Source organism: Leisingera sp. NJS204 (assembly GCF_004123675.1).
In the GTDB taxonomy this organism is placed as follows: Bacteria; Pseudomonadota; Alphaproteobacteria; order Rhodobacterales; family Rhodobacteraceae; genus Leisingera.
Genome location: NZ_CP035419.1, coordinates 21004 through 44398 on the forward strand (window position 1 = coordinate 21004; position 23395 = coordinate 44398).

The 23395-nt window shown below is 61.4% G+C and carries 18 protein-coding genes and 1 pseudogene; 10 read left to right on the forward strand and 9 right to left on the reverse strand.

Features of this window, described 5'->3' with window-relative positions; translation table 11 throughout:
* Window positions 1–80: 80 nt before the first annotated feature.
* Window positions 81–2066 carry a TonB-dependent receptor plug domain-containing protein gene (locus ETW24_RS21445; protein ID WP_129373132.1) on the reverse strand — a complete coding sequence of 662 codons (1986 nt, stop codon included), beginning with the start codon at window positions 2064–2066 and terminating at the stop codon, window positions 81–83.
* A 272-nt stretch (window positions 2067–2338) separates the two neighbouring features.
* Here ETW24_RS21445 and ETW24_RS21450 point away from each other — a divergent pair, with 272 nt between their 5' ends.
* Genes ETW24_RS21450 through ETW24_RS21465 form a run of 4 tightly spaced genes read left to right on the forward strand, consistent with a single transcriptional unit; the run spans window position 2339 to window position 5927 of the window.
* Window positions 2339–3250: a siderophore ABC transporter substrate-binding protein gene (locus ETW24_RS21450; protein ID WP_129373133.1), complete on the forward strand. Its 912-nt coding sequence runs from the start codon at window positions 2339–2341 to the stop codon at window positions 3248–3250.
* Between the two features lie 52 nt (window positions 3251–3302).
* On the forward strand, window positions 3303–4235 hold the full coding sequence (locus ETW24_RS21455) for an ABC transporter permease (protein WP_129373225.1): 933 nt from the start codon (window positions 3303–3305) through the stop codon (window positions 4233–4235).
* Complete coding sequence (locus ETW24_RS21460) at window positions 4228–5172, forward strand: iron chelate uptake ABC transporter family permease subunit (protein ID WP_129373134.1); 945 nt, start codon at window positions 4228–4230, stop codon at window positions 5170–5172. Before ETW24_RS21455 ends, ETW24_RS21460 begins: the two co-directional genes overlap by 8 nt.
* The gene (locus tag ETW24_RS21465; protein ID WP_129373135.1) at window positions 5169–5927 is read left to right on the forward strand and encodes an iron ABC transporter ATP-binding protein; all 759 of its coding nucleotides are present in this window, start codon (window positions 5169–5171) and stop codon (window positions 5925–5927) included. The genes ETW24_RS21460 and ETW24_RS21465 overlap by 4 nt, the downstream gene beginning before the upstream one ends.
* 39 nt (window positions 5928–5966) lie before the next feature.
* Here the strand turns inward: ETW24_RS21465 and ETW24_RS21470 are convergent, their stop codons facing one another.
* Both ETW24_RS21470 and ETW24_RS21475 read right to left on the reverse strand, forming a co-directional pair.
* Complete coding sequence (locus tag ETW24_RS21470; protein WP_129373136.1) at window positions 5967–8354, reverse strand: transketolase; 2388 nt, start codon at window positions 8352–8354, stop codon at window positions 5967–5969.
* A gap of 10 nt (window positions 8355–8364) precedes the next feature.
* Entirely contained in the window at window positions 8365–9567 is a 1203-nt protein-coding gene (locus ETW24_RS21475; protein WP_129373137.1) for a methionine gamma-lyase, read from the reverse strand.
* A gap of 114 nt (window positions 9568–9681) precedes the next feature.
* On the opposite strand from ETW24_RS21475, the gene ETW24_RS21480 reads away from it, so the two are divergent.
* Window positions 9682–10140, forward strand: coding sequence for an Lrp/AsnC family transcriptional regulator (locus tag ETW24_RS21480; protein WP_129373138.1), 459 nt, complete (start codon window positions 9682–9684; stop codon window positions 10138–10140).
* A 63-nt stretch (window positions 10141–10203) separates the two neighbouring features.
* On the opposite strand, the gene ehuR is transcribed toward ETW24_RS21480, so the two are convergent.
* From ehuR to ectA, 5 genes are all read right to left on the reverse strand, one after another.
* On the reverse strand, window positions 10204–11583 hold the full coding sequence (ehuR, locus tag ETW24_RS21485; protein ID WP_129373139.1) for a MocR-like ectoine utilization transcription factor EhuR: 1380 nt from the start codon (window positions 11581–11583) through the stop codon (window positions 10204–10206).
* A 63-nt stretch (window positions 11584–11646) separates the two neighbouring features.
* Window positions 11647–13038, reverse strand: a complete 1392-nt coding sequence (locus ETW24_RS21490) for an aspartate kinase (RefSeq protein ID WP_441328144.1) — start codon at window positions 13036–13038, stop codon at window positions 11647–11649.
* Window positions 13039–13114: 76 nt separating this feature from the next.
* Window positions 13115–13507, reverse strand: coding sequence for an ectoine synthase (locus ETW24_RS21495; protein ID WP_129373141.1), 393 nt, complete (start codon window positions 13505–13507; stop codon window positions 13115–13117).
* A 3-nt stretch (window positions 13508–13510) separates the two neighbouring features.
* A complete protein-coding gene (ectB, locus tag ETW24_RS21500; RefSeq protein ID WP_129373142.1) occupies window positions 13511–14800 on the reverse strand; it encodes a diaminobutyrate--2-oxoglutarate transaminase in 1290 nt (429 codons plus the stop codon).
* A 62-nt stretch (window positions 14801–14862) separates the two neighbouring features.
* A complete protein-coding gene (gene ectA, locus ETW24_RS21505) occupies window positions 14863–15393 on the reverse strand; it encodes a diaminobutyrate acetyltransferase (protein ID WP_129373226.1) in 531 nt (176 codons plus the stop codon).
* A gap of 216 nt (window positions 15394–15609) precedes the next feature.
* Here ectA and ETW24_RS21510 point away from each other — a divergent pair, with 216 nt between their 5' ends.
* The 5 genes and pseudogenes from ETW24_RS21510 (at window position 15610) to ETW24_RS21525 (ending at window position 18643) form a co-directional block, all read left to right on the forward strand.
* Window positions 15610–16086 carry a MarR family winged helix-turn-helix transcriptional regulator gene (locus tag ETW24_RS21510; protein ID WP_129373227.1) on the forward strand — a complete coding sequence of 159 codons (477 nt, stop codon included), beginning with the start codon at window positions 15610–15612 and terminating at the stop codon, window positions 16084–16086.
* Window positions 16087–16485: 399 nt separating this feature from the next.
* Window positions 16486–16951: pseudogene (locus ETW24_RS21515) on the forward strand (ISNCY family transposase); the annotation flags it as partial.
* A gap of 89 nt (window positions 16952–17040) precedes the next feature.
* Window positions 17041–17700 (forward strand): IS110 family transposase, encoded by a 660-nt coding sequence (locus ETW24_RS24990; protein ID WP_254695771.1) that lies wholly within the window; start codon window positions 17041–17043, stop codon window positions 17698–17700.
* Window positions 17697–18080, forward strand: a complete 384-nt coding sequence (locus ETW24_RS24995; protein WP_254695772.1) for a transposase — start codon at window positions 17697–17699, stop codon at window positions 18078–18080. Before ETW24_RS24990 ends, ETW24_RS24995 begins: the two co-directional genes overlap by 4 nt.
* A 287-nt stretch (window positions 18081–18367) precedes the next feature.
* The gene (locus ETW24_RS21525) at window positions 18368–18643 is read left to right on the forward strand and encodes a hypothetical protein (RefSeq protein ID WP_129373143.1); all 276 of its coding nucleotides are present in this window, start codon (window positions 18368–18370) and stop codon (window positions 18641–18643) included.
* A gap of 286 nt (window positions 18644–18929) precedes the next feature.
* Here ETW24_RS21525 and ETW24_RS21530 read toward each other — a convergent pair whose 3' ends face one another.
* Window positions 18930–23372: a LamG-like jellyroll fold domain-containing protein gene (locus ETW24_RS21530; protein WP_164982801.1), complete on the reverse strand. Its 4443-nt coding sequence runs from the start codon at window positions 23370–23372 to the stop codon at window positions 18930–18932.
* Between the last annotated feature and the right edge of the window lie 23 nt (window positions 23373–23395).

The window sequence follows — 23395 nt, forward strand, 5'->3', positions numbered from 1 at the left end:
GGACTTACGGTACCCGGCAGAAGATCGCGCATGACGGAAATCCGAAACGGGGGCGCCAAGGCAGGCGCCCCCGCGGTTGCTTAGAACTTAAGGGTAGCAACAACCGAGATATTGCGGCCCGGTTCCTTGATCGAAGTGATCGACGCGGCGGTGTATTCGGTGCCATAGGTGGCCCGGTCGGCGTATTGCGTGTCGAATACGTTGTCGATGGCCGCCCGGATGGTGACGTTGCCAAGCGACGGCGGGCTGTATTCAGCAAAGAGGTTCAGAACCTGATAGCTTTCCTGCTTTTGGGTGTAGGTTTCATAGACGCCATTGTCGTTTGACAGGGCAGCCTCGACGCTGCCGCCGACCAGCAGGTTCATGGTTGGAATTTCCTGCTGCACCTCAAACGCCAGCACCTTGCCGATCGGGGTGCCCGAATCGACGACAAAGAAGCTCTCGGCCGGCTGATCGTTGAATTCGATGTCGCTGCTGTTCATGGTGAAGCGGGCAAAGCCGCTGTCCCAGCCATAGGTGGCGGCCAGATTGAAGCCTTTGCTTTCAAAGTCGTTGCCGATGACAGCACCGGTCCGGGTAACGCCGCGGAGATTGCCGATGCTGGTCTTGAACAGCTCGCCGCCCAGGGTCCAATTGCCGCGCTGCCAGTCGGCGCCGACGATGATGTTTTTCGCGCGGGAGGATTGCAGGGCAGAATAATCCCAGGCCTGGTAGAACAGGAAGTTGTCCTCGAGGTCGTAGCCGCCGAAGACGTTGGAGTAGCCGGCCCGCAGCGACAATGCATCGGTCAGGTCATAGACCAGCGACAGGTTTCCGCTTGCGCCTGACGTTGAGCCGGTGAAGGCGGTGCCGGTCTGGGCAAAGTCCTGGCCGGTGAAGTCCTGCCAGTCATAGCGCAGGCCGGCAGAGACGCTGAGGCGGTTGGTGGGTTCAAGCCGGGCCTGAGCAAAGACGCCCAGGTTCTTGCTTTCCTCGCCGGTCAGCCCGTTGACCCAGGTCGCGTTCACCGTGCTTTCGCGGACCTGATAATCCACGCCGCCGGTGATGGTGTTGCTGTCCGACAGGTGGAAATCGTTTTTCAGCGTCAGCGCGTAGGTGCTGGAACTGGTGGATGTTGAATCGCCGAACGGGTCCGACGGGCGGTCAACGTTGATTTCAGAAAAACCAAAGGTCGCAGACGGGTCCCAGAGACCGGTTTCATTACCGCTTTCATAGCGCAGCGAGGCAATCCGGCGTTTGGTGAAATAGGGGGCGAAGCCGCGGGTGCTGGAACCGAAGTTGGGTTGGAAATTGCGGATTTCGTTATCCTGCGCCTCTTGCAGCGACAATTCGATCCGGTCGCCCTGATCACCCTCATAGGCGAATTTCAACAGGCCCGCAGTCAGGTTTGCAGCAGAACCTGTCACCTCGTTGCCGTCACCGTCCTCGTAATTGTCGCCGGTGGCGCGTTTGGCGTAGCCGAGGATTTCAAAACCGCCGCTGCGGCCTGCCAGCGTCAGCGAACCCTGGGCGGTGCTGCCGTTGCTGGAATAGGACAGGCGGGACCGGCCGCCGAAGGTTTCGCCGTCTTCGATAATGTCTTCGGCGTCGATGGTTTCCATCACCACCCGGCCCGCCAGCGCGCGGGGACCTGCGTCAGCAGGGGCAACGCCGGGATCGACGCGCACCGATTTCATCAGGCCGGGATCGAATGCATTGGCGCTGACGTGGTGGAAGGTGCGGTTGTTCTGGCTGACACCGTCCACCTGCACCGCAAGGTTCAGCATGTCGACGCCGTTGACAAAGATTTTCTGCGCAATCGGAATGCCGCCGCCGACCGAGACCGAGGCGATGCCCGCAAACAGGTCCTTGAGATCGCCCATCGCAGCGCGTTCAATCTCGGCGTCGGCCACATAGATTGATGTTGCGCGATCAGCGGCGTTGCCTGCGGGATCGCGCTGTTTGACGATGATCGGGTCCAGCGACAGCACTTCGTCTTCCTCGGCAAAGGCGGCTGGGGCGGAGATGAGAGCCAGAGCGGTGCTGCACAGCAGCCCTGACAGGCGGATGTTGGAAGTTCGTGCCATAATAAACCCGTGTTCTAAGAGCTGTTAGCTTGGGTTAAATCCTGGCTGGCCTTGCAAAGGCTTGGGCCTGATAGGGAGCAATTCCTGCGGCTGCAAGCCCCTGTCCGGGCGATTTTCCGTTAATATGCTGATGTTGCATTTTTGCGCGGCCTGGAGCCTGCGGCAGGCACAACAGCAGCGCGGCTGGACTTTTTCATCGCAGGCCGCTAAGCCGCTCTCGATTTTGAGCAAGCCAATCCCGCCAGCCAAATTCCATCTTAACAGGATAGAAAATGGCCCATCGGAAGATCTTGCAGCTGGCTGCATTCATTGCTGTTGCCCTGGCCGGCGCGGCGCAGGCGCAAAGCATTGCCATTGACACCGCGCGCGGAGCGGTCGAACTGGCTGAAATTCCACAGAAAATCGTCGTGCTGGATGCCGCAGCCGCGGACACATTGGAGGCCCTGCAGGTACCAATCGCCGGTGTCCCGTCCAAACTGTATGTCAGCTACTTGCAGGATCTGCAGGACAAGGCCGTGCCAGTAGGCACCCTGTTTGAACCGGATTTTGAAGCCATTGCAATGCTAGCGCCTGATTTGATCGTAGCGGGCGGGCGGTCCTCGGCGCAGGTTGCGGCGCTGGCCGGGATCGCCCCGGCCATCGACATGACGATATGGGGCGAAGACCACGTTGCGCAATCGCTGGCGCGGCTGCGCAGCTATGGCCGCCTGACCGGGCAGGAGGCGCGGGCGGCGGATCTGGAAGCGGCCTTCACCGCCAAACTGGAGCACACCCGCGCTGCCGTTGCCGGCCGCGGCACGGCGATGATCCTGATGACCAACGGCCCCAAAGTATCTGTCTACGGCGCAGGGTCGCGGTTCGGCTGGCTGCACACCGCGCTGAATTTGCCGGAGGCGGTCGAAAGCGTCGCAGCACAGACCCACGGCGAGGCGGTATCGTTTGAGTTCATCGCCGCGGCCAACCCGGACTGGCTGATTGTCATCGACCGTGCCGCAGCGATTGGCCAGGGCAATCAGGCGGCGGCGGTCACCTTGGACAATGCGCTGGTGGCGGGCACCACGGCCTGGCGCCGGCAGCAGGTGGTCTATCTGAATGCGGCCAACGTCTATATTGCGGGCGGCGGCATCCAGTCGATGACGGCGGCGCTGGACGAAATTCTGGCCGGGTTTGCGGCGGGTGGCTGATCCTGCTGCTCTGAACAGCCGCGTCGCGGAGGGCCGGAATACTCTGGTTCTGATGGGCCTGCTGTTGGGCCTGCTCGCTGCGGTCAGCCTGTTTGTGGGCGTCAACCGGCTGAGCCCGGCAGCGTTGCTGAGCGATCCGCAGGCGTTGCAGCTGCTGGCGGTCAGCCGCATTCCCCGCACCGTTGCGGTACTGCTGACCGGCGCGTCGATGGCGGTGGCGGGTGTCATCATGCAACTGCTGGTGCGCAATAAATTCGTCGAGCCCGGCACCACTGGCACCAATGAAGCCGCCATGCTGGGACTGCTGGCGGTGACGCTGCTGACGCCCTCGATGCCCTTGTTCGGCAAAATGCTGGCGGCCTCGGCTTCCGCACTGGCGGGCACTGCCCTGTTCATCCTGCTGGCCCGCCGCATCCCGCCGGAGCGGCCATTGCTGATCCCGCTGGCCGGGCTGGTTTACGGCGGGGTGCTGACGGCCTGCGCAACCTTCATCGCATTTCAAACCGACCTGCTGCAATATCTTGGCGTCTGGATGAGCGGCGAGTTTTCCGGCGTTCTGGCAGGGCGGTATGAGCTGCTGTGGCTGGCGGGCGGGCTGGCGATGCTGTCCTATCTTGCTGCCGATCAGTTCACCATCGCGGGGCTGGGCCGGAATGTCAGCCTGAACCTTGGGCTGCGCTACGGGCAGGTGCTGGGTTTCGGCATTGTTACCGTTTCGCTGGTGTCGGCGCTGGTGATTGTGACCGTCGGGATGCTGCCCTTCATCGGGCTGGTGGTGCCCAATCTGGTTTCTCGGATCATGGGTGACAACCTGCGCGCCAGCCTGCCGGTGGTTGCCGGCACCGGGGCCGGGCTGCTGCTGCTGTGCGATATCCTGGGGCGGCTGCTGCGTTACCCGTATGAGATCCCCGCCGGCACCGTTTTCGGCATCTTCGGCGCTGCGGTGTTTCTGTATATGCTGCTGGGGCGGCGGGCGCATGGCTGACCGGCGGATACTGGGCCTGGGTTGCTTGCTGGCGGCGGCGGCGGCGCTGTTTCTGTTCTGGGGCTTGCGCGGGCCGGTGGCCTATATCCTGGAGCTGCGGCTGGTCAAATTGGCGGGCCTGCTGTCGGTCGGGGCCGCGGTCGGGGTGGCAACGGTGCTGTTGCAGACGATCAGCCACAACCGCATCCTGACGCCCGCCTTCATGGGGTTCGATGCGTTGTTCCTGCTGCTGCAGACCGGGCTGGTTGCAGGTTTGGGGATTGCCGGCAGCAGCCAGATCCCGGCCCTTGCCGGATTCCTGCTGGATGCCGCGGTCATGATGGGCGCGGCGCTGCTGTTGTTCACCAGCGTGCTGCGCCGAACACGCCATGACATCCAGCTGATGGTGCTGACCGGCGTGGTTCTGGGGCTGATGTTCCGGACAATCACCGCCTTTGTTCAGCGGCTGATGGATCCGTCCGAATTTTCAATCGTGCAGGCCAGGATGTTCGCGCAGTTCGGCAGTTTCGACCACGAGGCGCTGGCGGTGGCCCTGGGGCTGATGCTGCTGGCCTTTGTGTGGATTTGGCGCAATCACGCGGTTCTGGATGTGGCCGCCTTGGGCCGGGACACGGCACGCAGCCTGGGCGTGGGTCATGACCGTCTGCAGTTGAAGGTGCTATGCATCATTGCCTTGCTTGTTTCGGTGTCGACGGCGCTGGCCGGGCCGATTGCCTTTTTGGGGCTGCTGGTGACCAGCCTGACGCACAGCCTGATGCAGAGCCACCGCCATGCGCTGCTGCTGCCGGCCGCGGCGCTGATTTCCGCGCTTGTTCTGGTGGCTGGCCAGACCGTGTTCGAACGCATCCTGATGCTGCAATCCACCCTGGCCGTTGTCATCGAATTTTGCGGTGGCCTGTTGTTCATGTTCCTGCTGGCAAAGGGGAAAATCCGGTGATCACAATAAAGGGCCTCAGCTATGGCCACGGCGCAAAGCCCATAATTGACGGGATTGATGCAGAAATCCCCGCAGGCCGGGTCACCGCCCTGATCGGCCCCAATGGTGCAGGCAAATCGACCCTGTTGAACCTGATCGCGCAGCAGCTGGCCCCCAGCCGCGGCTGCATCAGTCTGGACGGTACGGACACGGCCCGGATCGCCCCGGGCCAGCTGGCCCGCAAGATGGCGGTTGTTGCCCAGAACCTGACCGTAGCCAGCCGGGTCCGGGTCAAAGACCTGATCGGCTTTGGCCGCTGGCCGCACAGCCAGGGGCGGCTGACGGCAGCGGACCAGGCCGCCATCGGGGATGCGATTGAGCTGTTCGGCCTTGCCACCTTGCAGCAGCGGTTCCTGGATGAGCTGTCAGGCGGCCAGCGCCAGCGCGCCTTTATTGCCATGGCCTATGCCCAGGACACCGACTGGCTGCTGCTGGACGAGCCATTGAACAATCTGGACCTGCACCACGCCCGCAACCTGATGTCGCAGCTGCGCCGCCTGGCCGAACAGCGCGGCAAGGGCATTGTGATCGTCGTGCATGACCTCAATTATGCCATCAGCTGGTCCGATCACGTGGTGGCGCTGAAAGACGGGCGGATCGCTTTTCAAGGCCCGGTGGATGAGGCCGCCAGTGCCGCCAGCCTGACGGCACTGTATCAGACGCCGGTGGCCCTGACCCGGATCGGCGGCCTGCCGTTTGCGCAATACCACCGCTAGCGGCGGATGCAGGCAATGCGGCGGGCCGGTTGGACGGGTTCAGCCGGGATTGACCGGCATCAGCGCGGCATTGCGGCCTGCCGTCAGACCTTCAATGGAATTAACGATTGCCTGCCGGTCGATCCGGAAATGGCGGGCGAGATCGCCGATTGTTCCAGTCTGGCCAAAGTGCTCCACCCCATGCGGGATCGTCCTGTGCCCGGCCACGGCGCCAAGCCAGGCGAGGGTTGCGGGATGGCCGTCGATCACGGTGACCAAGGTGCAATGCGCAGGCAGATCCCGCAGCAGCTGTTCGATATGCGCCAAAGCGATCGGATTGCCGCGGGCGCGCTCCCGCTGGGCGGCGGTCCAGCCTGCATTCAAACGGTCCGCCGAGGTGACAGCCAGCACGCCGATATCCCGCCGCACGCCGCCGATCATACCGGCGGCGGCAATCGCCTCGTCTGCGACCGCGCCCTGATAGGCGATCACAACCGAACAATTGGGGCCGGGCTTGCGCAGCCAGTAGGCACCGTCGATGGCGCCTTGGCGGAAATCCTCATCGGCGCGTTTGCCCGGCTGCTCCAGCGGCTTTGTGCTGAGCCGCAGATAGACCGATCCGCCGGTCTCATCCCTGAGCCAAGTGCGCTCATCCGGGTCGCCGTTGCCATCCCTCTGCAAATAGCCAAAGGCCCATTCCATGATTACCGCCAGTTCATCGGCAAAGGCAGGTTCAAAGGCCGCCAGCCCGTCCTGGCTCATCCCGATCAGCGGGGTGCTGATGGATTGATGCGCGCCGCCCTCGGGCGCCAGTGTCACACCGGAAGGGGTGCCTGCAATCATGAACCGCGCGTCCTGGTAACAGGCATAGTTCAGCGCATCGAGACCGCGGCAGACAAAGGGATCATAGACCGTGCCGACCGGGATCACCCGCTTGCCCCACAGGCTGTGCGCCAGCCCCGCTGCCCCCAGCAGCAGGAACAGGTTCATCTCGGCAATGCCCAGCTCCAGATGCTGGCCCTCGGGGGCAAAGTTCCACTTGGCGGTGGAGGGAATGCGGTGTTCGATGAACGCATCCGCCTGCGCCTCGCGGGCAAACAGTTTGCGCCGGTTCACCCATGGCCCCAGCCCGGTGGTGCCGGTCACATCCGGCGAGGTGGTCAGGATCCGTGCCGCCAGTTCGCTGTCACCGCGCGCCAGCGCATCCATGATTTTGCCAAAGGCCATCTGGGTCGAGATTTCACGGGATGTATCCAACGCCACGGATGGCACCGCCAGCGGCGCCTCGGCATACCGGCGCGGGCCCTGGGCAAAAAACGGCACCTGGCCCAGGAAGGCCTGCAGCGCCGGCACATCCGCAACGGTGGCAAAAGGATCCCATTCCTGGCCTTTGGGCACCCCCATATGTGATTGCCAATCCGCCATCTGGGCCTTGGTCATCAGCCCGCCGTGGTTATCCTTGTGGCCGGCAATCGGCGTGCCCCAGCCCTTGACCGTATAGGCCAGGAAGCAGACCGGGCGGTCGTGGCCGATGGCAGCAAACGCATCCGCCATGGTCTCCACACAGTTGCCGCCGAGATTTTCCATCAGCGCCGCCAGCTCCGCATCATTGCGGTGGTCTATCAGCGCTGTGACCGCGCCCTGATCGCCCAAGTCATCCAGCAGCCGCTGGCGCCAGACCGCACCGCCCATGTAGGTCAGCGCCGAATATTCCTGGTTCGGGCAGGCATCGATCCAGGCGCGCAAGGCTTCCCCGCCCGGCTCTTCAAATGCCGCACGCTGCAGCGCCCCGTATTTCACCCGCACCACATCCCAGCCAAAGGCATCAAAGATCTTCTCGATGCGCTCAAACAGCCCTTCGCGCACAATCCCATCCAGCGACTGGCGGTTGTAGTCGATGATCCACCAGGTGTTGCGCAGGCCGTTCTTCCAGCCCTCTTGCAGTACCTCGTAGATGTTGCCCTCATCCAGTTCGGCATCACCGACCAGGGCCACCATGCGCCCCAGTCTGGTTCCCGTCCCCCAGTCCTTGGCGGCGATGAAATCCTGCACCAGGGACGCCAGCGCGGTGATGCCGACACCCAGCCCGACCGAGCCGGTGGAGAAATCCACATCGTCAATGTCCTTGGTGCGGCTGGGATAGCTTTGCACCCCGCCAAAGCCGCGGAAATTCTCCATCTTTTCGCGGGTTTGGTTGCCCATCAGGTATTGCATCGCGTGGAAGACGGGCGAGGCATGCGGTTTCACCGCCACCCGGTCCTCGGGCCGCAGCGCCGAGAAGTACAGCGCCGTCATGATCGACACCATCGAGGCAGAGGAGGCCTGATGCCCGCCCACCTTGATCCCGTCCGGATTGGGGCGGATGTGGTTGGCGTTGTGGATCATCCAGTGCGACAGCCACAACAGCCGCTGCTCAACGGTCTTCAGATGGGTCAGGTCCGGGCGCATGGCTGTCTCCTTATTCGGCGGCGTGCTGCACCGGGGCGGGCAGGGCCTGCTCCAGATCCGCCAGAATGTCCTCGACCTCCTCCAGGCCGACGGACAGGCGGATCAGCCCGTCGCTGATGCCATGTTCGGCGCGCTCTTCCGGCGTATAGGTCGAATGGGTCATCGAGGCGGGGTGCTGGATCAGGGTCTCGGCATCACCCAGAGACACCGCGCGCTGGATCATCTGCAGACCGTTCATCAGCGCGATGCCGCCGGCCAGCCCGCCCTCGACCTCAAACGCGATCATCGCGCCGGGCTGGTCCATCTGGCGTTCCGCCACGTCATGCTGCGGGAAGCTTTTGAGGCCTGGGAAGTGCATTGTGCGGACCGCCGGATGGGCGGCGAGGAAGTCTGCAACCACCCTGGCCGAGGCGCAGTGGCGGTCCATCCGCAGGTTCAGCGTCTTCAGACCGCGCAGGATCAGCATGGCATTGAACGGCGCCATCACCGCACCGGTCATGTCTTTCATGCCGACCAGACGGATTTCGGCGATCTGCTCGGCACGGCCCGCAACCAGCCCGGCCACCACATCGCCATGGCCGCCAAGGTATTTGGTGGCGGAATGCAGCACAATATCGGCGCCCAGTTCAATCGGGCGGGTCAGATACGGGGTGGAATAGGTGTTGTCGACCACCAGCTGGGCGCCAGAGGCATGGGCAATCTCGGCCGCGCCTTCGATATCCACCAGCCGCATGTTGGGGTTGGCCGGCGTTTCAAAGTAGACCACCCGCGTCTTGCCAGAGACCGCTTTGCGCAGGTTGTCCAGGTCGCTCATGTCGACATGGGTGATGGTGACGCCCCATTTCGCCAGCCCGTGACGCATGAAGGCAAAGGTGCAGCCATAAAGCGTCTTGTCGACGATGACTTCGTCCCCCGGCGACAGCAGTGTCCACAGCACAGCGGTCACCGCCCCCATGCCGCTGGCCAGCGCCAGGCCGGCTTCTGCGCCCTCCAGCGTGGCGATGCGCTGCTCCAGCAGATCGCAGGTCGGGTTTGAGATGCGGCTGTAAATATGGCCCGCGCGCTCCCCCGCAAACATCTCGCCGCCGGCCTCGGCAGTCTCAAACGCAAAGGTCGATGTCAGGTGCAGCGGCGGCGTCAATGCGCCTTCGTGGTCCTGCGGATCATAGGCGTGATGGATGGCGCGGGTGGCAAAGCCGTTGGGACCGGTCATGGCTGTCTCCTCAATCTGATTTCGGCCATAATGAACCCAAGTGCACAGCATTTGATTGCGAAATATGCCTCAGAAGATATAATTATTGGCAGATACTGCCAACTCGGGATCCGCATGGACAACAAAGACAGACAAATCATCCGCGCCCTGCAGCAGGACGGGCGGATGACCAACCAGGAGCTTGCCGACGCGGTCAGCCTGTCTCCGTCGCCGTGTCTGCGGCGGGTCCGGAACCTTGAAGCCAAGGGGATTATCCGCGGTTACAGCGCCGATGCGGATGCCGCCGCCTGCGGGCTGGCGATCACCGTCTTTGTCCGCATCCGCCTGGAACGGCATAACGAAACCGACGTCCAGAATTTCGAACGGCGGATGCAGATGATCGAGGAGGTGCTGGAGTGCCACGTGCTGACTGGCGCAATGGACTACCAATTGCGGGTACTGGTGCCTGATCTGGAAGCCTATGAAAATTTCATCCGCCACCGCATTCATCCGATCGGCGGCATTGCATCGATCGACACCAGTTTTGTCTACGGCACCGTAAAACGCACCGCTGTCTTTCCCCTGTCTGAATGAACCCGGACCTTTTACTCCCGCCGCCAAGCGCAAAGCAACGGGCCCTGACCCTAAGGGCAACCGCTAAAACGCAAGCTGCGGCAGGCTGTGCGGGTTCAGCTTTAAAAGGGCTGCAATCAGCCCCAGGCCTTTGCTGAAACGGGTCTCATCCTGAACCGCGCCCAGCGAAATCCGCACTGCGCCCGGTGAGCGTGTATCCGGGGGCAGAAAAGGCGCGTCAGGCGTAACGGCTATGTGCATCTGGCTCGCATATTGCGAAAAATCGACGGAGCTCCACCCGTCAGGCAGCGGCAACCACAGATGCAGTGCTGCAGGGTGCCCTGTCCAGGGTATTCCATTTAATACTCCGCAAACAGTGCGGTAGCGGCTTTTCAGTGCTTTCCTTTGCCAGTCTGCAATCTCCAGCGCTGTGCCGTCCGATACCCAGCAGCCGGCCAGTTCCTGCATTAAGGGCGTGCCCGCCCCCCCGAAACTCAGCAGGCGGCCCGTCAGGGAAGGGAGCAAATGGCTTGGCGCAGCCATGTATCCGGCCTGCAGCCCGGGCATCAGGCATGTGCTGAGGGCAGACATATAGACGGAACGTTCCGGCACCAGCGTTGCCACCGGCGGCGGGCGATCCTCTGCTACAGGGCCAAGCGGATCATCTTCAATGATGTAAAGACCATGGTCATCGGCAATCCGGGACAGCTCCCTGCGCCGGTCTTCGGGCATCATAACCGGCACCGGGTTTGCCAATGACGGCAGCAAACACAGGACTTTAGCGCCGGACGTCCGGCAGGCTTTCACCAATGCATCCGGCAAAATGCCAGATGAGTCCGTTTTCAGTCCTGAAAGTTTCAATCCCAAATAGGAACAACCGGAAACGAGCAGATTATGGGTGATGCAGTCAGACAAAACGGTGTCGCCAGGACGGGTCAGTGCGGACAGCGCAACAGACATTCCGTGACTGCCGCCGTTTGTCACCAGAATCTGTTCCGGAGCGGCGGCAAGACCGCAGGCTGCCAGCCACTTTGCCCCTGCCGCGCGGCGGCCATCATGCCCGGAGCTGAAACCGCAATCCTGCAGGGCCGAGGGGTTCAGTTCTGCCGTAAGCCTCTGCAATGACAGCTGAAACTGCTTGCTGTGCTCTTGGTTGCGGATGGGGCGGGAGGTAGAGAAGTCAAACCCTTCTTCAAGAGCGGTTCTTGGCGGAGCCGCGTCTGGCCCGGGACCGCTGACATAGCTGCCCCGGCCAACCTGTCCGTCAATCAGGTTCTGCTTGCGCAAGCTATCGTAGGCTTTGCTTACGGTGTGAACGCTCAAACCAAGCCGGTCTGCCATTTTGCGGTGCGGCGGCAGCCGGGATCCGGCAGGGAGCTTCTCCGTCAGTATGGCCTGCTCAATCGCAACTGCCAGGCTGGCATGCAAAGGTGAACGAAGCGTTTCGGGATCAGGATACCACATTGCCGCTCCTCAATCCTGGCCGCAGGGTCGAAGCGACGGGGTGCCACAGGCCCGGCTGCCTGGTCACGCCGCTTTTACTTTTGCAGCCTGGCCGGTTCCCGCAATAAGAGCCCTGTGCAAAACCGTGACCGCAGTTTCCGCTGACGTCCGTGGCACCGCAAATTGAACATCGACATTGCGCGGTGTCTGATGCGCAGCGATCACCCCGACACCCGCTTGGTCAAAGGCTGCAAGCCCGCGGCGAAGCACTTGCACCCCGGACAGGTCGCGTCCAATGGCCGAAACGATGGACAACGCCCGTGTGCTGACCTGGGCGGACGGATACGCGCGCTCAAGGTCATTCACCACACGGCGCACTGTCTTCAGCGATGCCTCGACATAGTGGGTGATCGTATTGGCGTTCGAGCTTTTGGAAACGATCCGGACGTTGTGGCGGCGCAGGGCCTCTAGAACAGTGGCATCATAGCCTTTGACGCCGACCATATCCTGCTCGAACAGCTCCAGCGCAACCACATCAAGGCTGGTCACGATTTCAACGGCTGCGGTTTTGGAAGGCTGGCCGTCGATGAGGGTGCCGGGATCGGAAGGCTCAAAGGCATTGGTGATGCGCAGAGCCACTTTTGACTGGCGCAGGATCTTGGCAGCATTCGGGTGAATGGCCTCCATCCCCATATTCGACAGCTGGTCGGCGACATCGTAATTCGTGTGCCCCAGTTTGCGCACGGCTTTTGTGCCCACCAGCGCCGGATCTGCGGATGACAGGTGGAACTCCTTGTGGATGATCGCCTCTTTCGCCTGGGTGTATGCCGCGATGGTGGAAAATGTGACTTCGGAATACCCGCGGTCATATTCGCGCATCAGCCCCTCGCGGCACTGCGCGTAGCCGGTGACGACAGGCAGTTCTGACGCCAGGTCAAGAGTGCCAAGGCCGCCACTGATCCGTTCCTCAAGCGAGCATTCCCTGTCATCGCGCCAGCCGCTGAGGTCAATAAAACGGGCATTCACACCGGCACGCTGCAGCATCAGCGTTGTCACAAAGGCGGAATGCGCCTCGCCCAGCCCGGACAGCAGCTCGCGCACCAGCATCATCTGGCTCGACAGGCGGAAATGGCCGTAGGAGCACAGGCGCTGCAGGTCGAACAGGCAGCTGCGGGCCCCTTCGATGCGGTCGCGCACGAAATCCTCCGCCAGCGCCCGGTCGGCCGGATTGTCCAGGACGCCATTGTGGACCCTGGCCATCGCTTCACCCACGCGGCTCAGCGCATCAAGCCAGCCATGATCGTTGTCGTCGTTGGCAAACAGGGCATAGACGCCAGGTTCCCCGGATTTCTTGTGCTCCAGCAGCAAGTTGGTGATCCCGCCAAAAGCGGAAACAACAAAAATCCGGTGATAGAGCGCGCCACCGCGACGGTCAGCAATGATCAAAGTGTCGCGCAATTCCCGGATGCGGGACATCGACGTGCCGCCGATCTTCTCGACGGTATGTTCGGGAAAATTCACTGTCTATCCCCCGGCTGGCGCCGGGGCCTCTTCAAGTGGTTTCCAGTGCGTAGGAGCCATCTTCGCGATGGGTTTCGCTACCGGTCACCGGCGGGTTAAACACACAGGCCATGACAAGCTCTTCCTCAGCGCGCAGGGTGTGGCGGTCATGTTTGTCCAGCGCGTACATGACGCCGGGCCGGATCAGGTGGGTTTCGCCGGTGGCCAGATCGGTGATCGAGCCTGTGCCTTGCATGCAATAAACGCTCTCGAAGTGGTTCTTGTATTCGAACGTGTGTTCCGAACCGGCCTCAAGAAAGGTGATGTGGAACGAAAACCCCATCCCGTCCTGCTCCAGCAGCATCCGGACCGAAGACCACTTTGCGTCCGATACAACGCGGCTGCGGTCACTTTTGACAATGTCGTTGTAGTCGCGAACTATCATGTCTTACTCCGCTGCAAATTTGCTTGAGTCCGTTACGCCGCGGATCGCGCCGCGCAGGATGTTCAGACCCTTCATCAGGGTATCCTCAGATGTGGTCAGGGGGGCCAGCACCTTGACCACCTGGTCTTTGTTGCCCGAGGTTTCGATAATCAGCCCGTTTTCAAAGGCATGGGCGCAGATGCTGGCGGCCAGTTCGCCAGAGCCGACATCCAGCCCCTGCATCATGCCGCGCCCCTTGAGACAGGCGCCAGGCAGCAATTCGGCCATTTCCTCCAGGGCGGCAGTCAACAGCCGGGCTTTGGCGGCGGCATCCTTTTGGAACCGGCCGTCACCCCAGAATTTCCGGATCGCAACCCGGGCCGTGACAAAGGCATGAGTGTTGCCGCGGAAGGTGCCGTTGTGTTCGGCCGGGCCGAATATGTCATGTGCGGGGCGCACCAGCATCAGCGCCATCGGCAGGCCAAATCCCGAGATCGATTTCGCCAGCGTCACAATGTCCGGTGTGATCCCCATGTCCTCAAACGAAAAGAAGCCGCCGGTACGGCCGCAGCCGGCCTGGATGTCGTCGATGATCAGCAGCGCGCCGTGCTCCTTGGCCAGCGCGGCGATGCGCTGCACCCATTCGGGGCGCGCGGCATTCAGGCCGCCTTCGCCCTGCACGGTCTCCAGCAGGATAGCCGCAGGGGCGTCGATGCCGCTGGAGCGGTCGTTCAGCATCGTCTCAAGGTATTCAGCGGTATCAGCGCCGCCCGGAAAGTAGCCGTCATAGGGCATCCGGGTGACGCCGTTCAGCGGGGTGCCGGCGCCGCCGCGGTGATAGCTGTTGCCGGTGGCCGCCAAGGCGCCCAGGGTGACACCGTGAAAGCCGTTGGTGAAGGCGATGACAGTGCTGCGGCCGGTCACCTTGCGGGCCAGTTTCAGCGCTGCCTCAACCGCATTGGCGCCGGTCGGGCCGGTGAACATCACCTTGTGGTCCATGTTGCGCGGCCGCAGGATGTGCCGGTCGAAGGCATCAAGGAAATCCGCCTTGGCACTGGTGTGGAAATCCAGCCCGTGCGCCAGCCCGTCGGATGAGATGTGGTCGAGCAGCGCCGCCTTCATGTCCGGATCGTTGTGCCCGTAGTTGAGCGACGAACAGCCGGCAAGAAAGTCGATGTACCGGCGTCCCTTGTCGTCAGTCAGCTCAGAGCCGCTGGCATGGGTGAACACCGTATCGAAGCCGCGGCAATAGCTGCGCGCTTCGGATTCGCGGCGCTTGAAAATGGAAATCTCGGCTGACGTATCAGTCGGCATATTGTGTCCTCTTGGAACTAGACAGGTCAAAACGGGCAAGCGCCACATGGATCAAAGCGCCCTCAAACTGTGCTGCCGGGCGCCTCGGAGAAATCGATCGTAACCATGTGCTCGGTACTCTGGCGGTCACGGAAATGCCCGGTCTGCGTAAAATGGGGCCGGCTCCTCAGCGGCGCGCTCCGGTTGGCTGCGAAGTTGTGGAACAATGCCCAGGACGCTCTGTTTTCTTGCGTGATTGTCGTTTGCAGCCGTTTGATGTTTTTGCAGGCCTCGCGGAGCAGCAGGCCGTTCAGCATCCGCGAGCCAAGCCCGGTCCCGCGGGCGTGTTCCGACACTGCCACCTGCCAGACAAACAGCGTTTCCGGATCGTCAGGCAGAACGTAGGCAGAAGTCCAGCCAGCTATTTCTTCCTCAATCTCGGCAACCACGCAGGTCTCGCTGAAGTGGTCGCACTGGATCAGATTGCAGTACATGGAGTTTTCGTCGAGCGGCTTGCATGCGCGCACCAGCTCCCAGATTCCGGCTCCATCTTCCGCTGCGGGCTCGCGCAGCGCAGGTGTTGCTTTCCGGAAAAACTCTAACGCATGCCGCATCTGCCCCGGCGCCTCCATTTTAATTTGACTGACTAAGTAACACCCTCCCGCAACGGCTGCAAGACTGTGTCGCAGATTGCGTCAATGTGTCGTTTTTTTCCCAATATCCGCGAAAAAACGCCCATCAAGTGGATCACTTATGCTTCATCTTTCAAAGTAAAAAGCCATAAAACCGCACTTCTTGATTATCCCTCCAAGCTCTGCCAGAAATTGAAGATGGACCGTATTGATGCCAGCTTGATAGCCCTGCGCCGGATTCTGCGCGCGACCGACCTGTTCGGACGTGAGCTTGCCCGGTCGGTTGAACTGACTGCACCGCAGTTTCGGGTGCTGCAAATTATTGCCGGCAGCGGGTATTGCACGGCCAAGGCAATCTCGCAGCAGATGCGGATTTCCCAAGCAACCGTGACTTCGCTTGTCGACAAGCTGGTGCGCAAAGAGATGGCCGTACGTGAAAAGTCGCAGACCGACCGGCGTCAAACCGATATATCTGTCACTGCAAAAGGCCGTCAGGCAATTGCCGAAGCCCCTGACCCCCTGCAGCAACGGTTTGTTCGCAAGTTTGAAGCGATGGAAGATTGGGAGCAGGCAGGGTTGATTGCGGCACTGGAACGTGTCGCCGCCATGCTGGACGCGGAGGACATTGATGCAGCACCCGTTTTGGATACCGGGGAAAGCCTGACGACTTCCTGAGCCGGCCTTGCCGCAACTGCTGAAAGAGCGGACAGAATGTGCAAGTTATACTGACAGCCCCGGCGGCGCCGAAGTGCGGAGGCTAAGTGCGTAAAGAACACCCGCTCTTTGCTTGCTTAAGGGCTGCAGATGAGGACACAAGCTGCTCCTTCGCGCCAAGATGCGGCAATGTCCGCTACCGGACAGCAGGCTGGACTATGCAAAGGGGCGCTTCCTGTGCATTGCCGGTCCTGTCGCTGCCAGCAGCACTAGAGACCTCGCCCGCTCGACTGTGAACGACGGCCTTCATAGTTTGGAGGGGTTGCGCACGCAGATCCAGCGAACTCACACTTTTCGCTCTTCCTGTTGCACATTCAACATAACCCAGATTACAGGCTTCATCTATGCAGCGCTCACAACCGTTTCTGCGCCAAATTTGCTAAGGTCCCTGCCAAGCCGGACAACCTGCACCGGGCGTTGAATGTCGAACCGGACCGGCTGGCGGAAGTTCTGTGCTGGCGGGAGAATCGCTATGCCGGCAAACAGCTCACAACTTCCTATGACCGCAAGCGGATCATGCTGGAAGAGAACGAATTGTCACGCGCTGGTTGCAAATATGCGGATACCTATGCCTTTGCGGATGGGCGGTTTGAGGTCCGCTTGAAAGGCCACTCCCTGCCCTACCGGGTCATTGATATGAACCCAGCGCGTCACCCATGCTGCCGTCATCGGGAACAAGCGGCTGAGTGCGGTTATGGCGCATATCAAAGAGATGCATGAGAAAGCGCCGCCAAAGCCCAAAGTGCAGACCAATTCCGAGAAGATGAGGTATAAGCCCAGGCCCTGCAAGAAGGAATTGCCGGAGGCGATGATCGCAAGCGACTGACATGGTGTGTTTGCGGCGGCCGCTCTCCCAGGGCGAACGAGGTCCGGTAAGATGGGCCTCAGCAAAACCAGCCGTGAAGGAGAACGACCATGCCGCATTATGTTGGTCTGGACGTGCCCGTCAAATCCGTGTCGATCTGTGTTGTCGATGAAACTGGCGAGGTGCTTGCGCGCGACGAAACCAGTTCGGATCCGGACGCAATCGCATCATTCATTTCGGAGCACGCCGCTGAGCCCGAGCGGATTGTGCATGAGAGCGGCATTCTGGCCATCTGGCTTACCCGCGAACTGGAGAAACGCGGCCTTCCGATCATCTGCATTGATGCCCGCCTGGCGCACAAGGCGCTGTCTGGGCGGATCAACAAGTCCGATACCGGTGATGCTGAAGGGCTGGCGCATCTGGCCCGTACCGGATGGTTCAGCCGGGTTCACATCAGAAGCGAGGCGTCGGAGCGGATCCGCGTGCTCATTGGCGCACGGGAGCGCCTGATCAGGATGCGCAAGGACCTGGAGGCGCATGTTCGCGGTGTGCTGAAGGTTTTCGGGATCTGTATGGGTTCAGTTGGCCGGGCAAACCTGCGGCAGGGCTTCCGTGATCAGTTCGCTGAGGCCGGTCAGACCAACCCGGCACTCGGCGTGATGGCCGGCATGTTCATCCCGATCCACAGGGCCCTGTGCGCGGCTGCGGAAGCGATGGATGAAGATCTCAGGCTCATAGCGCGCCAAGCGGCCTTGCCCGCCGCCTCATGACCGTCCCGGGCGTTGGGCCCGTCGTGGCGCTGTCTTTTTTCGCAACCCTCGACAACGCAGGCCGTTTCCGGAGATCCCGAGACGTCGGTGCTTTCCTCGGCCTCACGCCGCGGCGGCATCAATCCGGAGACATGGACTGGTCCGGACGGATATCGAAATGCGGAGACCGTGATCTGCGCAGATTGCTCTACTCCGCTGCAACCAGCTTGATCACCCAGGTCAGAAAGCCGTCAAAACTGCGCGTGTGGGCCAAGAAGCTGCAAGACCGAAAGGGCTTCAAGAAAGCTGCGGTGGCGGTATCCCGAAAACTCGCTGTCGTCATGATGTGCATCTGGCGCGACGGGACAGATTTCGAACCGGAAAAGGAGCTCATCACCTAACAACCAACTGAGACACCGCCCACCAGAGACAGGGCGGGTTCAGCGTTCTTCGGGACGGCGGCGGATCAAGCCAGTCTAAAGCGGTTGAAGGAGCCAACGCTCACTTCGCGAATGACATTCTGGCCGGTCAGCTCCCGGACGCCATCAGGAAGCGGTAACACCGACTTCGTAGAGAACCAGGACCCCGAACGGCAATAGAACCCGCACTTGACAATCCCGCAAACAGAGAACCGCAATGCGGATAAAGCTGCCGTTGAATTTTGCATGTCCGTATGGGATCGTCCCTTATGAACATTGAGATAAACGACTACGATCTTCTGACCGACGACAAGGATGGTCGAAGTCGTTGTGTTCTGTACACAAATGACCAGATTGATCTGGCCTTTGCCACTGTACTGGAAGCCAAGATATTCATCTCAAGCGCTGGAAAATCCTTCCCATGCGAGGTTTACCAACCGAGGCCGAACGGCCATCTTGATTTACCGCATCTGCATATGAGAGCAGACGGCCAGTTTTGCTTGAACGAGATCATCGCTGTCGGCGACATTATCACAGTTATGTAGGTCTGGGCTCAAACCGCTATCCAGCGGTTTCAGTCTCATGTTCTCACCAGGCTTATCAGCCCTTCGATATTTGCGGTCTACGGGCTGCCAAACATTGTTCCTGTTGCGCTACGCAGTGACGTTTCTGCTTTGCGCAGCCGGCGGCATTTCTGAATGGTGTCCAAATCATTTGCACCCAGGAGCGAAACTCACCGGAGGCACCCAAATGCCCCCGGTGAAAGCCACCTGAAGGATTGGCAGATGTTTGCTCCGCCAAACCCGTGCTGTTCTACGCCCGGACCTGGCGTCAGATCAGGTCATCAAAGGCAACCGTCTGATCTGCAAAGACTAACAGGCCAATATCCAGCAGTTGGTCGCGGCCTTCATAATAGCCATCAACCCCGCCGCTGGCCGCATCAGTTACCGTCAGACGGGTAATGTCGGTACCCCGGTTGGAGTCAAAGTAGGTATAGCTTTCAAAGCTATAGTCCTCGAAGTTCCCATCAAACACCGCGCGGTCCCGGTCTGAGGGGTCCGACGCATTCCAGCTGTGGCCCTGCAGCCGGTCATCGCCAAGGCCGCCATAGAGCCAATCCCGGCCGTCTTCGCCATACAGCGTGTCATTGCCATCGCCGCCAAACAGATAATCCCGGCCGCTGCCGCCCGCCAGTTTGTCGTGGCCCCCCTGACCGGACAGCGTATCCGCTCCGTCACCGCCATAAAGGTTGTCGTTGCCCTTTCCGCCTCTCAGCAAGTCATCATTGCCATACCCCAGCAGCCGGTCATCGCCGTCTTTTCCAATCAGCACATCGGCACCATCGGCACCGCGCAATTCGTCGCTGTTATTGGAACCGAACTGAATATCCGCCGCTCGAACGGTGACATCCTTGAACGCGGCAAAGGTATCCTCCGGTTCCAGAACCGTCTCAGAGCCGCCCTTGCTGATCTGGATTTCGCCGCCGCTGCGATTGAACTGAAAGCTGTCGATCCGGCCGCCGAAGTAAGCGTAATCACTCCGCTCATCGCTGCCGAAAACCTCTTCGCCGGTCAGCACCGCGTCATAAACCGCCAGATCACTGATACTGCCATCAAAGTAGCTGTGGATCTTGTCGGTTTTGCCGGCTGCATTGCTCCATCCTGCAGCTCCGGCAATCAGTGCCTCGCTGTTGGTGCTCCAGTCAAAATCCAGCCCGGCTTCATAAGCAATCCGCGCGCCATTCAGGTAGACTTCCACGCCCTCGCTGCCAAAATTCAGGCTGAAGTCATAGTCTGTGCCTGCCTCAATCGCATTTGCCGCAGTGAAATAGTGGGTCTCCTCGCTGTCCTGCAGGCGCACGATCAGCTTGCCGGTTTCATCCAGATAAACCGCCAGATGCCCGCCGCTGCCATATTCAGCGGCATCCTTGGACAACAGGGTTTGGTATCCGGCCAGACTGCTGGCGGTGAAGCGAAAGGCAATAGTGCCGCTGGAAAGCTCCAGCGCCTTACTGTGATCAAAAACATAGGCAGAACGGTCTTCGGCATCGAAACCGTGGCTGCCTGCCATGGCAAAGACCGGGCTTTCCGCCGCCGCAAGGGTCAGATCGCCAGCGTCCGCCAGCGCCGACCCCGGCACCTTGATCTTGCCGGTGTTTTCGGAAACCGCGGTTGGCGCCAGCGCTTCGTTCAGGTCGTCGATGCTCTTGATGATGCCATATGCCGGCGCCGCGGTGTGTTCGATATCCGACAGTTTCACCAGGTCGCCGTAGACGGTGATCTTGCCCAGCAAATCGTCGTTGTGGGCGCCGCCGTTGTTGCCCTGATCCGAGTAGAGCGCAATCACCGAGTGATCCATCACCCCGTCGCCGTTCTTGTCGCCATAGGTGATCGAGGCGATCTCGGTGGTGTGGCCCTCGATGACAATCCGGTCGCCCTCGGCGCGGCTGAAATCCTGCACCACATCATGGCCCATGATGTCGACCCAATGGTCGTGCAGCTTGTCGTTCTCCCCCGCAACACCGTGCCAGTTGATGGTGCCGTCGTCGCGGGTGTGCTTCTCGATGTAGCGCTCCTTGGCGTTGATAAGCGTCTGGAAATAAAAGATATCCGCGCCCTTGCCGCCGATCAGAAGATCATCGCCAGGCACCGGCTGATCGGGGTACAGCTTACCGTCCGTCAGCTCATTTTCCGGGTCGCCCTCGTCGCGGTCCGGGTCATAGGCGATGGCGCCCTCGCGCCCGTCCGCGCGGCTGATCAGCAGGTCGTTGCCAGCGCCGCCCTTCAGCGTGTCCTCGCCGTGGCCGCCGTCCAGCACATCGTTGCCGCCGCCGCCATACAGCGTGTCATTGCCGTAGTTGCCCTGCAGCACATCGGCGCCGCCTTTGCCGATGATCTTGTCGTCGCCGCGGCCCGCGTCAATGCCATCGGCGCCGCTGGTGCCGCGCACCGTGTTGTCGCCGCCGTTGCGGCTGATCATGTTGAGACTGCGGTCCAGATGGCCGTGATGGGTGACGCCGTAATCCGACAGAATCTCCAGGAAGGTATCGCTGGCGCCGTGCAGCTGGCCAAAGGCCGGGGCCAGATCCTCCATCATCGCGTCCATCTTGGCGCCCATGGCGGTGCCGGCCGCCTCGGCCAATGCGATCTGGCTGCTTTCGCCAAGCTGGCCATCAAAAATCCGCACATCGCTGATGGTGCCCTTGAACAGCGAATGCGCGTCATCCTCCTGATCGCTGCGCCAGGCCCGGCTGCCGCCGATCACCAGGGCGTTATCATTGTCTGCCAGCCCCTGTTTGAACACAGGTTCGGCCGCCACCAGCGCGCCGTCCAGCCAGATCATCAGCCCGTCCGCGCCAAAGCTGACCGAGATCTGGTAGGTTTGCTGCGCCGACAACACCAGATCCGGGACTTTCAGGTATTCGGTCCCGCTGCCGTCCGACTGGGTCGCCACCAAAGTGCCGTCCTTGACCCAAAGCGTGAAGTCGCCCGCCCCGGCGCCGCTTCCGTCCTTGGACACCAGCGCCATCTCGCCGGGCAGCCGCTCCAGCGAAAAGCTCAGCGACACCGTCGCCGCGTCCAGCGCAAGGGCATCAAGGTGACCCGCATTCAGATAATCGCCGTCTTCACCGCTCAGCACATGCTGGCCTGGCATCGCAACAACCGGCGCGCCGGCACCTGGTATGGCGGCCTGCGCAGCCGTTCCCAGCGCCGACCCCGGCACCTTGATCTTGCCGGCGTTTTCGGAAACTGCTGTTGGCGCCAGCGCTTCGTTCAGGTCGTCGATGCTCTTGATGATGCCATATGCCGGCGCCGCGGTGTGTTCGATGTCCGACAGCTTCACCAGGTCGCCGTAGACGGTGATCTTGCCCAGCAAATCATCGTTGTGGGCGCCGCCGTTGTTGCCCTGATCCGAGTAGAGCGCAATCACCGAGTGATCCATCACCCCGTCGCCGTTCTTGTCGCCATAGGTGATCGAGGCGATCTCGGTGGTGTGGCCCTCGATGACAATCCGGTCGCCCTCGGCGCGGCTGAAATCCTGCACCACATCATGGCCCATGATGTCGACCCAATGGTCGTGCAGCTTGTCGTTCTCCCCCGCAACACCGTGCCAGTTGATGGTGCCGTCGTCGCGGGTGTGCTTCTCGATGTAGCGCTCCTTGGCGTTGATAAGCGTCTGGAAATAAAAGATATCCGCGCCCTTGCCGCCGATCAGAAGATCATCGCCCGGCACCGGCTGATCGGGGTACAGCTTACCGTCCGTCAGCTCATTTTCCGGGTCGCCCTCGTCGCGGTCCGGATCATAGGCGATGGCCCCCTCGCGCCCGTCCGCGCGGCTGATCAGCAGGTCGTTGCCAGCGCCGCCCTTCAGCGTGTCCTCGCCGTGGCCGCCGTCCAGCACATCGTTGCCGCCGCCGCCATACAGCGTGTCATTGCCGTAGTTGCCCTGCAGCACATCGGCGCCGCCTTTGCCGATGATCTTGTCGTCGCCGCGGCCCGCGTCAATGCCATCGGCGCCGCTGGTGCCGCGCACCGTGTTGTCGCCGCCGTTGCGGCTGATCATGTTGAGACTGCGGTCCAGATGGCCGTGATGGGTGACGCCGTAATCCGACAGAATCTCCAGGAAGGTATCGCTGGCGCCGTGCAGCTGGCCAAAGGCCGGGGCCAGATCCTCCATCATCGCGTCCATCTTGGCGCCCATGGCGGTGCCGGCCGCCTCGGCCAGCGCGATCTGGCTGCTTTCACCCAGCTGGCTGTCAAAAATCCGCACATCGCTGATGGTGCCCTTGAACAGCGAATGCGCGTCATCCTCCTGATTGCTGCGCCAGGCCCGGCTGCCGCCGATCACCAGGGCGTTATCATTGTCTGCCAGCCCCTGTTTGAACGCAGGTTCGGCCGCCACCAGCGCGCCGTCCAGCCAGATCATCAGCCCGTCCGCGCCAAAGCTGACCGAGATCTGGTAGGTTTGCTGCGCCGACAACACCAGATCCGGGACTTTCAGGTATTCGGTCCCGCTGCCGTCCGACTGGGTCGCCACCAAAGTGCCGTCCTTGACCCAAAGCGTGAAGTCGCCCGCCCCGGCGCCGCTTCCGTCCTTGGACACCAGCGCCATCTCGCCGGGCAGGCGGTCCAACGAAAAGCTCAGCGACACCGTCGCCGCGTCCAGCGCAAGGGTATTTGAATGATTGATGCTGAGAATGTCGTCCCGGCTGCCTGTATACTCTTTGGTTTTCAGCTTCGAAAAAACCGGATCCGGAAACGTTGTGTTTGCCACGCTTAGGGTCCTCCTTGCTATGG